At 37.9% G+C, this 14,062-nt stretch carries 11 protein-coding genes; 4 read left to right on the top strand and 7 right to left on the bottom strand.

Annotation, left to right across the window (positions count from 1 at the left end):
* Nucleotides 1–320: 320 nt before the first annotated feature.
* The 3 genes from tsaD to ACFIM1_RS00205 all read left to right on the top strand — a co-directional run bounded on the left by tsaD (nt 321) and on the right by ACFIM1_RS00205 (nt 4,315).
* The gene (gene tsaD / locus ACFIM1_RS00195; RefSeq protein WP_375608454.1) at nt 321–1,415 is read left to right on the top strand and encodes a tRNA (adenosine(37)-N6)-threonylcarbamoyltransferase complex transferase subunit TsaD; all 1,095 of its coding nucleotides are present in this window, start codon (nt 321–323) and stop codon (nt 1,413–1,415) included.
* Between the two features lie 595 nt (nt 1,416–2,010).
* Nucleotides 2,011–2,445 (top strand): EVE domain-containing protein, encoded by a 435-nt coding sequence (locus ACFIM1_RS00200; protein WP_375606041.1) that lies wholly within the window; start codon nt 2,011–2,013, stop codon nt 2,443–2,445.
* Nucleotides 2,446–3,634: 1,189 nt separating this feature from the next.
* Nucleotides 3,635–4,315: a response regulator transcription factor gene (locus ACFIM1_RS00205; protein ID WP_375606042.1), complete on the top strand. Its 681-nt coding sequence runs from the start codon at nt 3,635–3,637 to the stop codon at nt 4,313–4,315.
* Nucleotides 4,316–5,215: 900 nt separating this feature from the next.
* On the opposite strand, the gene ACFIM1_RS00210 is transcribed toward ACFIM1_RS00205, so the two are convergent.
* From ACFIM1_RS00210 to argH, 5 genes are all read right to left on the bottom strand, one after another.
* Entirely contained in the window at nt 5,216–5,986 is a 771-nt protein-coding gene (locus tag ACFIM1_RS00210; RefSeq protein ID WP_375609033.1) for a methyltransferase domain-containing protein, read from the bottom strand.
* A gap of 223 nt (nt 5,987–6,209) precedes the next feature.
* Complete coding sequence (locus ACFIM1_RS00215) at nt 6,210–8,639, bottom strand: TIGR02302 family protein (protein ID WP_375609032.1); 2,430 nt, start codon at nt 8,637–8,639, stop codon at nt 6,210–6,212.
* Between the two features lie 126 nt (nt 8,640–8,765).
* Nucleotides 8,766–10,046, bottom strand: a complete 1,281-nt coding sequence (gene lysA, locus ACFIM1_RS00220) for a diaminopimelate decarboxylase (RefSeq protein WP_375609031.1) — start codon at nt 10,044–10,046, stop codon at nt 8,766–8,768.
* A gap of 9 nt (nt 10,047–10,055) precedes the next feature.
* The gene (locus ACFIM1_RS00225) at nt 10,056–10,235 is read right to left on the bottom strand and encodes a lipoprotein (protein ID WP_375609030.1); all 180 of its coding nucleotides are present in this window, start codon (nt 10,233–10,235) and stop codon (nt 10,056–10,058) included.
* Nucleotides 10,236–10,286: 51 nt separating this feature from the next.
* Complete coding sequence (gene argH, locus ACFIM1_RS00230; protein WP_375609029.1) at nt 10,287–11,687, bottom strand: argininosuccinate lyase; 1,401 nt, start codon at nt 11,685–11,687, stop codon at nt 10,287–10,289.
* 32 nt (nt 11,688–11,719) lie between these two features.
* Here argH and ACFIM1_RS00235 point away from each other — a divergent pair, with 32 nt between their 5' ends.
* Nucleotides 11,720–12,415 carry a TlpA disulfide reductase family protein gene (locus tag ACFIM1_RS00235; protein ID WP_375609028.1) on the top strand — a complete coding sequence of 232 codons (696 nt, stop codon included), beginning with the start codon at nt 11,720–11,722 and terminating at the stop codon, nt 12,413–12,415.
* 2 nt (nt 12,416–12,417) lie between these two features.
* Here ACFIM1_RS00235 and ACFIM1_RS00240 read toward each other — a convergent pair whose 3' ends face one another.
* Together ACFIM1_RS00240 and ACFIM1_RS00245 are read right to left on the bottom strand one after the other, a co-directional pair.
* Entirely contained in the window at nt 12,418–12,933 is a 516-nt protein-coding gene (locus tag ACFIM1_RS00240) for a YaiI/YqxD family protein (RefSeq protein ID WP_375606049.1), read from the bottom strand.
* Nucleotides 12,930–13,781: a YihY/virulence factor BrkB family protein gene (locus ACFIM1_RS00245; protein ID WP_375609027.1), complete on the bottom strand. Its 852-nt coding sequence runs from the start codon at nt 13,779–13,781 to the stop codon at nt 12,930–12,932. Before ACFIM1_RS00245 ends, ACFIM1_RS00240 begins: the two co-directional genes overlap by 4 nt.
* Nucleotides 13,782–14,062 lie beyond the last annotated feature (281 nt).

Genomic DNA, 14,062 nt, shown 5'->3' on the forward strand with positions numbered 1-14,062 from the left:
TAAAATGAAAAAAGTTTTAAAAATGAAGCTTTTCTCAAATATCTTCGAAAGAGTATAAATTTACAGAAATTTTCCAAATCTCATTTTTCTCAATAATATTTACAATTATAGACTTTAATAGACAAGTTTTAAAAAAATATTTGCATTTTATACTCGAAAATACAGCTTTATTTTTTAATCAACGATATCATAAAATTCAAAGAAAATGCCAAAACACATATTTTTCATAGAAAAATCAATTCTAAGAGAAATACTTTGCATCTTTTTCTGTTCATGGTACGCACGTAAGAAAGAAGCTTCAATATAAGGTTTTGTTTAAAATGCGTCTGCTGGGAATAGAAACAAGTTGTGATGAAACGGCAGCGGCTGTCATTGAATATAACAATGAATCAAACAGCCGAATTCTTTCCAATGTTGTTTGGAGTCAAATTGATCACCATGCACCTTACGGCGGTGTTGTTCCTGAAATTGCTGCTCGTGCCCATGTTGAAGTTCTTGATCATTTAATTCTGCAAGCACTAACAGAAGCAAACACAAAATTAAAAGATATTGATGGCATTGCAGCCACCAGTGGTCCTGGTTTGATAGGAGGATTGTTGGTAGGCGTTATGAGCGCAAAAGCACTCTCTCTTGCCACTGGCAAACCATTTATTGCGGTAAATCACTTAGAGGGACATGCTTTAACAGCTGTGTTAACGCACAACGTCAGCTTTCCTTATTTATTACTTTTAGTTTCAGGAGGTCATACACAAACAATCATTGTTCATGGAGTAGGCAACTACCAGCGTTTAGGAACCACTATTGATGATGCGTTAGGAGAAGCCTTTGATAAAACAGCAAAACTTTTAGGTCTTCCTTATCCTGGTGGACCAGCACTTGAAAAAGCAGCTTTATTTGGTGATAAAAATCGCATCCCTCTTCCACGACCTTTAAAAGGTGAAAAACGATTAGACTTTTCTTTTTCAGGACTCAAAACTGCTGTTCGACAAGCCGCAACAGCCATAGCTCCCCTTACAGAAAATGATATTGCTGACATTGCCGCAAGTTTTCAAGCCGCTGTGACTGATACGGTACGTGATCGTGTTCACCTAGCTTTACAACACTTTACCCACCAATATCCTCTCTCTGATAATCAAGAAAAGCGTTCTCCTGCTTTAGTTGTTGCGGGCGGCGTTGCCGCAAACCAAGCCATTCGCTCTACGTTGCAAGACCTTGCTCATCAACATGGTTTTGAATTTATAGCCCCTCCTCTTTCCTTGTGTACGGATAATGCTGCAATGATTGCTTTTGCCGGTGCACAAAAACTCGCACGAGGAGAAACAAGCTCTCTTGACATTGCACCCCGCTCACGCTGGCCATTAGATGAAAAAGCCCCGCCCTTGATCGGGATGGGACGCCGTGGAACAAAAGCATAATAAAATTGACGTCCCACACACATCTTAAAGAACGAAGATTTCTACTCACTCCGGTCTATAGATAGTCCGAATTCTCTATCGAGCAGATTCCACCTGCTTCCCACTCACACAATTCACTTAACCCAAAGCTCGACACGTAAATCTAAATATTCACCACACATTCTTAAAAACCTCATGTCTCAAAAAACTGCCTTATATCATTACACTTCAAATGACGGTATTTTACAGCATAATAAGATCTACTCTCTCCCACAAAGCATAGATATGAATGCCATTCGTTGACCTCATCATCTTTGACCATTTATTCGTTTCATTGTCATTGTAATCTTAAAGCTTTTTAGAACCAATTTTCTTAATTTTTTCCAACAAACTCTTATAGTGACCGCATTTCAGACCATAGTTGAAAAGAGAAACAAAGAGCAAAATACTTTTATACAACATGAAATATCAATGGAGCGCGTCTCTCTACTACACATTATTTTGAAACAAGAAAAATAGATAATAGCCGTTATTTACCCCATTTTAAAAATCATCGTTGATGGTATTACAAAGATACTTATAAAAATGCATAACAGTCTATGAAAAAGGAGAACTCATGGCTTATTGGCTTTTTAAATCTGAACCCCATAAATGGTCATGGGAGATGCAAAAGAAAAAAGGAGTTAATGGCGAACAATGGGATGGTGTACGCAATTATCAAGCACGTAACAATATGCGCACTATGAAATATGGTGATAAAGGTTTTTTTTATCACTCAAATAAAGGTTTAGAAATTGTAGGAATTGTAGAAATATGTGCTGAAGCACACCCTGATTCTACAAGTTCTGATCCACGCTGGGAATGTGTAGATATCCGAGCACTTTGTGACATGCCAACACCTGTTTCATTAAAACAAATCAAAGCCAATCCTAAACTAGCAAATATGGTGTTGGTCAAGGCCAGCCGCTTATCAGTACAACCCGTGACAGAAGAGGAATGGACAGAAGTCTGTTTGATGGGCAACCTTAAGAAGGAAATGCTTTTATCTTAAAGCAATAAATTTTATTCATTAATAATCCATTGATTTATAATGATAAATTACTGTTTTGCATGTTGAATAAGAGTCCCGAATATCGTAAGATTCTCCCATTTCAAATTTGTCCCATGTTGAATCAATTAAAACCACTTTCTTGCACATAAAAAGCGGGATGAGTGTGTGAATAAAAATTGTTAAAGAAAAGAGTGAAAATGGCTCTTATGAACCGTCTTAAGTGCTAAGGGCTGTCTCGAAATACCCACGAGCTGGCAAAGTGTGTGATCCGGCTTACTTGTTCATAAGCGTAAAGATGGGAGTGTTCGATGAATTTACCGTTAGACTCATATGAAAAAGCACTTCATATCGCACAAGGCATCCCTCTCTATTGATGTGTTTTCACGCTAAATACATAAATAGGATACTCTTCCTTATCATTTTTCATTCTGCACTCTTCTCAATATAAAATGCCCCAAAACTTCCCCCCTTCATTAGGTATTTTTTAGGCATTTCTAAAGGCAAGACTTACTCAACGATTATAATAAGCAACACCCACGAGCATCACACAGACCTCTTCGCACACAAACTCTACGAAAAAACAAAACTGAACGTGGATAAAAAAACAATAAAAATGACCGTGAAATTCTCCTAAACGGTACATATCTGCTAGGTGTTGCACAGTTCTCTTCACGCTTAAAAAACGCATCATATTGAGTGTTCATTGTTCGCATGTTGGATGAGAGCCTCTCATGCCGCTGGATTCTCTCATTCCCAACCTGTTTATATTGAATCAATCAAAAGCTATTTGCTTGCATATTCTAAGCGGAGAAAGTCCCATATAGATAAAAAACGTGAAAGAAAGCACTAAAAATTCCTCTTATGAATCGTCTCAAGTGCCAAGAACTGTCCGCAACACCCACGAGCTGGCAAAGTGAATGATAGTGCTAGCTTGTTTCTCCATAAGCGTAAAAATGATGACACTCAATGGCTAAAACACATTCTAAAGCATAAAAAATGCTTCCAACCAATACGTAAAATACTCTGCAGACGGAAACACCTTCTTTTCGGCAAACAACCATAGAAATTATAAAAGTTTATTTTTTCAAAGACTTTTTTTTAATTTTCCTCTTTTAATTTTTCTTGCATGAAATCTCATTTTTCATGAAACTATATCAATCAGTGCATCAACATGCCTATAAGGAAAAACATGAACCAATACACTCTTTTAATCGTTGAAGGCGATGATCTACGCCCCATTTTAGTAGAACAATTGCAAATGCATCAAGAATTTAAAATTTCCCAAGCAAAAACAGCAGAAGCGGGAATGAGAATAATCCAAAAAGAAAATATTGATCTCACTATTTTGGGATTTCAACTTCCTGATCTTGATGGCTACAAAGCCGTTAAACAATTACGCACCCAAGGATTTCGTGCTCCCATTATCATGATAACAAATTATGATACAGACTGTGATAATATTTTAGATCTTGAAACAGGCGCCAATGATTATGTAACAAAACCCTTTCGCTTTGCAGTGTTATTGGCGAGAATTCGAGCACAGTTGCGCCAATATGAACAAAATGAAGACGCAACCTTTCATATTGGTCCCTATACTTTTAAACTAAGACAAAAACTTCTTCTTGATCAATGCAACAATAAAATCTGTCTCACAGAAAAAGAAGCAGCGATCCTTAAATGTCTCTATTATGCTAATGATAAAATTGTCAGCCGTGAAACATTGTTAGAACAAGTTTGGGGATATAATGAAAATATTATCACCCATACTTTAGAAACCCATATCTATCGTTTGCGACAAAAAATCGAAAACGATCCCTCCAATGCACAAATTCTCATAACAGATCAAAATGGTTACCGTTTAAATCTTTAATTCGAGATTTACTGTTTCAAAAATAATTTTAATATCCTAAATGAAAACAGAAACGAGATGAAAAAACCTTCGCATATAATTCGAATGCTATTACTTAGAACTTACTCTTATGACAAAATATATAACATTACGAATAAAAAACGAAATATTCCAACATGAGAACCAGAAACAAAAATGCTTTCAACTCTCACGATATACTTTGTAACTTCTGTTTCACATGCTTTTGTTCTTTCTAAAGTTTTTAATATGTTTCGCATATAAATAATCGTGATATCTTTTAGCAACATTCTTGATCATAACTATCATCTTTAGATGAGTGCTATTTATAATTATTTTTTTCAGAAAAACCGCTCCACACATTGCTTTATCTCACATTCACTAACCTAACTTGAGAGATGTTTTTTATCTTTATAGTTTTCCTCCATTCTTTATGACTTTATCTCCTCTTAAGAGATTATATAATTCATGATATAACGCTAAATGTTTATCCTAATGATAAAGCCACTGAGCACCACCATCTTTACGCTTATAAAAGAACAAGCCAGCACCATCACACACTTATGTTAGATCTCGATGTTGCAGAGGAGCCCTTGATACTTGAGATGGTTCATAAGAAGCATTTTAATCCTTCCTTGTACAGTTTTTAACCACCATAAACCATATTATGCAAGATCCTTTGGACTCTGCTATTTTTATGCTTACGAAGATACCAGCATTTTTTCTTTTAAAATGTTTCCGCTATTCATGAAATATGGTTCGATATATAGATACTTGAGATTTTTATTCACATACCAATTCCACATATTAATGTACAAAAGAATATTTTTTAATTGTAAATGCAAAAAATTGAAATAAGAGAATCCTTTTATACTTGCGGTTCTTATGACAATGACAAAATGATTAATTATCTTTATAATTTAAAATATTTCTTGTCTGTGGTGATAAAGCAGGAATAAAAATACGTCGCGACTGACGACGCTGTACGAGCAGACCCTGATAAACACGTTTTTGTGCCTGACACATTAAGAGTCCACCAAAATAAGGCAAAAGATAGCGAGCAAATGGCTCGTAAAAAAATGAGAACAACCGCGAAAAATACCCCGTAGAGGGCATATAGTGTACAATTTCTTGTATTGGTCCAGAAATAAAATTTGTTTTTTCGAACAAACGAATAAGCTGTTGTTGACTATAAGGTTCGCCATAACCAAAGGGCGTAGTCGTATTGCGCGCCCAAAAGCCAGAGCGATTAGGAACAATAACGATCAAATGACCATTGGGTGCTAAAACACGCCATATTTCATTCAACGTTTCAAATGAATTTTCTGTATATTCTAATGCATGGACCAATAAAATACAATCAACTGACGCATCAGGAAGCGGCAAATCTTCTTCAAAAACAAGCGCTGTAGCAACTTTCTCAGCACAAGGCCAAGGCGAAACACCCTGAGCAGCAGGCATAAAAGCAAAACATTGTTGGGCACGTTCATGCAATACAGAAAGATAAGGAATCGCATAACCCAACCCCATAATCCGTTTATCCGTAAGATCAGGCCACCATAAATTTAATTGGTCACACAGCGTCTTTTGCACACGCAGCCCAAGTGCAGAAGCATAAAAATCTTTCAGCGTAACGATATCCAACTCAACATACCATGTAGAAACAAATTTCAAACATTACAGATTTTCATATATCCAACTTATATGGACTTCTGCTCTTTCTCCGCAATAGCGAACACTTCAATATTGCATATTTTAAACTTAAATGATTAAAAAAGCAGTACAACAGAATGATTATCGCTTTACAAGTGCTTTAATTATTTTCTTTGAAGCTGAACTCCATAGAGGTTCTTCATACACTGTTTTTGACATCAATTAAGAAAAAAGCCAACACTGATTAATTAAAATGAAGCAATCTTTCAAGATAGTTTTTTTCTTCTTCTGAAAGATGCTCTTTACCAAGACGTTTGCGAATTTCATCCAAAATCTGCCGCGTACGCATTTGATCACTTTCTTGTGGGAGTGCCTCGCCTTCTTGTTCTTCATCTGTTTTTGAAGAAAGTGGACGTCCTAACGGATCTTTAGGACCAGAATCAGCATTTTGATCATCTCCCGTTTCTTTAAGTGTTTCGCGCATTTTTTTCAAAACATTTTGTGCACCTTGCCTCAAAGATTCCAAAGCATCAGACTGATTTTGTATAGATACCTGATGATTTCCATTATCAAGAGCATTTTCCGCAGAATTCATTTTTTCTTCTGCCCTTTTCAAGGCGCCTCCTGTTTCAAATCCTTGTTCTGATAATTCTTTTTCTAATGTTGATAATTCAGATTGCAATTCAGCTTGACGTTTTTTTAAAGATTTTTTTTGTGTTTCCGGTACATTTTCTCCGCGTTTTTGTTCCATCTCTAACTGATGTGTTTCATTGAGAATTTCTTGCTGACGACGCATTAAATCTCCAAGCTGGTCCATCTTTTCTTTCATTTGTGCAGATTGGCTTTTTTCTCCCTCATTTTGATTACCTTTTTGCACATGCAAATGATCAAGCGTCTGTTCAACTTCCGCCAAGAGTTGTTCAGCTGCTAAAGAAGAGCCTGTTTTAGCCATTTCCTCAATTAAATTTAGCTTTTCTTGTAATGTAGCTTCAGAAAGATTAGGACTTTTTGAGCTTTTAGAATTTTTAGAAACTTGACTATCCGGTGCTTTTTCAGCCAAAGCACGAATATACGCATCCATAGCTTGACGTAAATCTGCCATAAGCCGTTCAATTTCTGCCGCTGAAGCACCGTAACGCAATGCATCACGTAAAGCAGCTTGTGCTTGTTTTAACTTTTTTTGCACGGATTCAAGTTGATTGCCTTCAATACCCAAAGCAATTTGCCATAAATAATCCACCACATTGCGCAAATCCTCGTCTGTTTGTGCTAAAGAAAGTCTTGTCCACGCACTTTGTAGAACAATAAAATGCGATGCATTTTGCAACCCCTTTTCTGGACGCACAAGCAAAGCAGAAAGCATATCAAGTACCCGCTCTCGCGCTAAAGGATTAAGAGCTAATAAACGACGCAGTTCAACCACTGCGCGTGCAACAGGATTCGAAAAAACACGCTGTGGTAATATCATAACAAAAGTTTTGCTACGTCCTTTCTGCCCCGCACCATCTTCTGCCACCAAAGTAATTTTGACTTGCGAACCCGCCCATGGATGCGCTGATATATCCTGCACCATTCGCATTTTCCCCTTTCCACCACGCGGAAGAAGAAGTTCTATTTCCGGAGCATTATAAAGAGAAGAAGCACTTTTATTCTGAGGAAGAAAAGGCTCTATTTCAACAAAAGCCTTTGTCACACCATAATCATCATCCACCACATATCGTAACTCCAATGATCCCGTTAAAATCCTCCCTGGTTTTTCCAACCAATGAATTGTTGGAAGCGTGTCCTTAATTATCTGCAAATGCCATTGCTGTTTTTTACGACGTGATGATACAAATAAATTTATTGAATGCTTTAAATGTGTTTCAAAATGAACAATTGGATCATTCAAAGCTGTTTGCTCCGTTTTCTCTGAAAACGAAATTTCCCTCCCATCTTCTACAGACTTTGCTTTTACTGTAATGCCAGCCCCATTGACAACACGCACAACAACATTACTCCCTTCAGGGATTTCTAGTTGTGTTTTCTCATCTTTTGTCAAATAAATCGGTGCCACACCGGTATAAGCAGGTGGTGTTACCCAAGCATCAATCCGCATGAGTTTTTCATCAACGACAGGACGAAAATCAAAGGCATCAGCCAAACGCCCCCCTTGTGAACCAAAAGAAAAACTAAAAGCGCACACAAAAAGAAGAGCACACAAAGCCCTCAAAGCTAAAGGATCATAATCCGCACTATTAAGAGAGATAAATCCAGTTTTTAAATGGTATAATTGCTTTGCCATTCGGCGTTGATGTTCACGCCAAATAACAACACTAAAATCTTCATCATTTTCAGAACATAAACGATCTGTCTGAATATTCAAAGGCTGGTGTTTAAGGCCATTGACACGTTCAAGACGGTGATCCACTTCCCGCATTGTGGGAAACCGAAAACCAATAAGAAAAAATAAACTTACCCCAGCACAAACAAGCATAGCCCCAAGTAAAAGCCAATGGAACCAATAGCCCAAAACGCCAAAAAGTCCCAACCAGCTAAACGAACAAAACAGACTAAGAACAAGGAAAAATGGTAATAACCGACCCCAGATCCGTTCCAATGAAAGGATCCCCCACATCAAAATGCGCACACACAAAAGCTTCATTGCAAAGCCTTTGATGTTTTTATTTTTCATAAACAAGCATTTATCCCCTTTTACCGTGGTGCATTAAGATCATAAACCCCATACAGAACAATTTCTAGAAAATAAATTGTTTCATCAAAGTTTAGTAAAAATAAGACCAAAAATATTTAATAATGCTCAATCTAATTTGGGCTCAATCCAATCAGGAATATGATCACATCCCATTAATTGCGCATAATCAAGACGTGGACGAATAACTGCATAACGCATATCTTGAACGAGAACTTCAGGGACCAGAAGTCTGCTATTATAAGTACTCGCCATCACAGCACCATAAGCCCCAGCTTGCGTAATTGCCAAAAGATCACTGGGGGCCAAAATTGGCAAGCAACGATCTAATGCTAAATAATCACCAGTCTCACAAACAGAACCCACAATATCTGCACGAATAAGGGGGGCGTCTTTTGCTGCTTGTTTCACAAGGACGACATTCTGCCAAGCATCATAAAGCGTTGGACGCATCAGATCATTCATCGCCGCATCCACAATAACAAAATTCCGCCCTTGCCCCTTTTTTAAATAGAGAACAGAGGTTACCAACACACCAGCTTGACCCACAATGCTCCGCCCCGGCTCCACCACAATATTAATCCCTAAAGGAGCAATATGCTTCTTTACCAGCGCGGCATAATCAAAAGGGGAGGGTACGGTATGTTGTTCACAACCATAGGCAATACCAAGCCCGCCACCAATATCTATATGCGTTATTGCATAACCATCACTCCACAATTGACGCACCAAATCTACGATAATAATAAACGCCTCCTCAAACGGCTTTAAATCACAAATTTGACTGCCAATATGCATATCAATACCGCAAACCTGCAATCCAGGTAAAGAGGACGCTCTTTTATAAGCCTCTCTTGCCAACAACAAGGGAATACCAAATTTATTTTCAGATTTTCCTGTTGTAATTTTCTTATGGGTCTTTGCATCAACATCTGGATTAATGCGCAATGAAACACGTGCTATTTTTGAAAGTGCAACAGCGCGTTGCGATAACTGTTCAAGTTCCGGCTCTGATTCAACATTAAAACAATAAATATTCTGAGAAAGAGCAAAATCTATCTCTCTCACGGTTTTACCAACCCCAGAATAAACAATACAATGCGCCGGAATACCAACAGCAAGAGCACGCCGTAATTCACCTTCTGAAACCACATCAGCTCCCGCTCCATTGTTAGCTAAAAGCCGCAAAACTGCTTGATTAGAATTCGCTTTAACCGCATAAGCAATCAGGCTGGGCATCCCTTGAAATGCTCTTTGATAGTCCTTAAAATGTGTAACCAATGCATTGGCTGAATAACAGTAAAAAGGAGTTCCCACCTCCTGTGCAAGCATAGCAAGTGAACAACCCTCAGCATGAAGCATACCTTGATGATAGGAGAAAAAATCCACACTTGCCTCCTACTTTATCAAACGATCAAGAATAAAAGGTTTATCATCTTCACTTTTAGCAACAGATGTTCCCTGCGTAGGTTTTTCCACACTTGTAGGAGACATCTCCAATGACCCTTTACGCCCACACCCAACGACACCAAAGCCCCCTAAAAGGACAACCATCAACCCCTTTATTATAACTTTCATTAGTCCTCTTTCCTCATCTTGCTTTCTTTTTTACTTTTAAAATACAATTATTCAAGCGCTCACGAGACGCTTTTTCCAATATGCAATTTGCCGAAGAACCTCTGAAGGTGCTGTTCCCCCAAAGCTTTTGCGACTTTCAACAGATTTTTCAACGGTCAAAACATCAAAAAGTGTTGCATTAATATCAGGACAAATTGCTTGAAGTTCATCTAATGATAAATCCTGAAGGCGACACTGTTTTCTTTCTGCTAATGCCACAGCACGCCCTGTTATGTAATGTGCTTCACGAAAAGGAATCCCTAATTCACGTACAAGCCAATCAGCAAAATCCGTAGCTGTTGCATACCCCAAATCCGCTGCTTGTTTCATGGCTTTTTTATTCACTTTCAAATCAGCAATCATCCCTGTCATTGCTGCTAGTGATAATTCCAAACTCAAAGCCCCATCAAACACATACTCTTTATCTTCTTGCATATCCTTTGAATAAGCAAGCGGTAATCCTTTCATCACCGTTAACAATCCCATAAGCGCACCATTCAATCGACCTGCTTTCGCTCGTACTAACTCTGCCGCATCCGGATTTCTCTTTTGTGGCATAATAGACGAACCCGTTGAAAAGGCATCTGACAAATGAATAAAACAAAACTGTTCACTTGACCAAAGAATTATTTCTTCCGCCAAACGCGAAAGATGCACCGCACAAAGAGCACCAGCGCTTAAAAACTCCAACGCAAAATCACGATCAGAAACACTATCAATTGAATTGCGTGTAGGTTCCCGAAAGCCTAGTGCTTGTGCTGTCATAAAGCGATCAATCGGAAAACTTGTTCCTGCCAAAGCAGCAGCCCCTAAAGGCGATTCATTCATTCGCTCAAGAGCATCACGCATTCGCGATAAATCTCGACCGAACATTTCAACATAAGCCATCATATAATGGCCCAATGTTACAGGTTGGGCTAATTGTAAATGCGTAAAGCCCGGCATAAAGGTATCAACATGTTGTTCTGCGCGAATAAGTAATTGCTCTATCAATCCTTTTAAAGCTTGTGCTATCTTTTGCGTTGCTTCACGTACCCACAAGCGAAAATCAACAGCAACTTGATCATTGCGTGAACGCGCCGTATGCAAACGCCCTGCTACAGAACCTATCAATTCACTCAACCGCGCTTCAATATTCATATGAATATCTTCAAGCTTTTGTGAAAAAACAAATTTACCGTCTTCAATTTCTTGGCGAATAAGTTTCAAACCATGAACAATTTTTTCATAATCTGATTGTGAAATGATTTTCGTTTGCGCTAACATAGCCGCATGAGAAAGAGAACCTTCAATATCTTGTCGATAAAGTTTTTGATCAAAATCAATAGAGGCATTAATTTCTTCCATAATTGCAGCAGGACCTGCCGTAAACCGACCACCCCATATTTGGTTCTTTAACTTCTCATCTGTCATATTCTGAAAACACCCATCCAAAGGACAAAATTATGATTTTTCAAATTTTCATCAGCGAAAAAAACAATAAAAAAAGGCAATTCTCCCTTGCATTCTTTATCATTGCATTGAGTTTATACGCAACCATAAACTACGATACTAAAAGAGAGTTTTTTCTTTTCAATTTCATTTCAGCAGCACAAGCACAAGAAATAAACACTGATAAAGCACGAGCAGAAAAAATGATGGCGATACGAAAAGCAGCAAAAGGGTTTTTTAGCCACATACGATTTGCTGATACACCCTCGGATATGAATAAACTCTCTTTCAAGGATATTCTAGGAAAAGAGCGTACACTCAGCGAATTTACCGGAAAACCAATGCTGGTCAATCTATGGGCTATTTGGTGTGCACCTTGCCGCACAGAAATGCCCGAACTTGCGCAATTAAAACGTGAATTAGGTGGAGAAAACTTTGATGTCATAGCGATTAATATCGATAAAACTGCTTCTCCTGAAAAAATTCAGCAATTTTTACGAGATATTCATTCAGATAATTTGCTTTACTATCGCGATGAAACAATGGATATTTTCAATAATGTTAGAAAACAGGGGCTTGCTTTAGGACTCCCCATTACATTGCTCATTGATAAAGAGGGATATCTCATTGCTTCCTTCAATGGTGCAGCTCCATGGGCCAATGACGATGCCAAAACACTTATAAAAGCAGTGATTAAAGAGGCCCTATAACTTTAATAACCGCGTCTTTTTAAACGTTGTATAACAAGATCCAGTGCTGACAAAAAAGCAGAACGGTCTTTACGAGAAAAAGGACGGGGACCACCTATTATACTGCCCTGTCCACGCAAATCTTCCATCAAATTGCGCATCGCCAAAGCCTGACCAATTGAATTTACATCAAAAATACGCCCCGTTGGCGAAAGACAAAAACCCCCAGCTTGCACAACCCTTGCTGCTAAAGGAATATCACTGGTAATAACGATACTCGCCTCATGCACATGTTCTACGATCCAATCATCAGCACCATTGAATTCACCAGCAACGACTACTCTCTCAATGAGCGCTTCATCTGGAAGGAACAAAGAACGATTTGCCACAACAAATGTCTTAAGCTGATAACGATTCATCACACGATAAACTTCATCTTTTACGGGACAAGCATCCGCATCAACCAACAAAGTAATGGCAAGTTTTATTCCTCTATCTATCTTTTGATTTTCGTACGATCTACTGTTTTTTTCATTCATCGAAGAGAGCGCCAATAGTTACGATAAAACATTATTGCGGCGTTTATTTCACCTCCCAAAATAAAAATTGCGCTTAAGATGTAAAGAAAAATTATGGCAACCATAATAGATGCTAACCCCGCATAGGTTGAAATATAATCAAACATCGTCAAATATTGTGCAAAAGCAAGAGAAGCCATAAACCATACAAACATTGTCACCACGATTCCTGGTAAAATATCTATAAATTTCCGCTGTCCTGCTGGAAGCCATTTATGAACAATCAAAAGACTGATAAACAAAATAACGACTGCAACTGTATAACGCCATAAACGAATAACACCAATGTATTCAGTCATAAAAAAAGAATGATTTTGCATAATTTTGGTCAGCAAAGGCGCCAGAATCAATAAAAAGCTAATCACAACAAGACCAAAAGCTCCAAGGATTACAAAAAACAGACTTTGAAAACGACAAAACAACAAACTCCGTCGATCAGTAACACGGTAAGCTTTATTTAAAGCCGTACGCAAAGCCTCTATCCCATTAGAAGCAAAATAAGCCGCTCCAATGACAGAAAGCGTCAACACACCTCCTCGATGAATGGTTAAAACATTGACAATTTCCTGAGATAAAGGCTCTGCAATAACATCAGGCAATAACTGCACTAGTGCTTTAATTTTTTGCGGTGTATAGGTAAAAGCTCCTAGAAAACGAGCAAAAGATATTCCAAAAATAAAGAAAGGGAAAAATGCTAAAAGCCCTGATAGCGCAACATGGCTTGCAAAAGCACTTCCATTATCACGCCAATAATGGCTTATTGCGTCACAAAAAATACGATAGCTATACCAAAAGATATTTTTTAACAAATCTCAATACTTTCTGGTAACATCCTTTTTTCAGATATCCTAAGCTTTATAAAAACCATCAAGACTTTAAAAACAAACATTTTTTAGTATAAAGGGCAATAATCCACGCGGTCAAGTCTCACTCTGTCCCAAAAATGAAAAGAATAAGCCAACAAATTGTACCAAGCAATTGTATTCTGTTTGAAGACTTTTGTTTTACATTAAGTAGCGTAATCATAAAACGCGAAAAAAATGTGAGGCAAAAATATTTCAATGAATTCTTTTTCACAGTGTAAAATTTC

The sequence above is a fragment of the Bartonella sp. AC158YNML genome (assembly GCF_042196725.1).
GTDB lineage: Bacteria > Pseudomonadota > Alphaproteobacteria > Rhizobiales > Rhizobiaceae > Bartonella.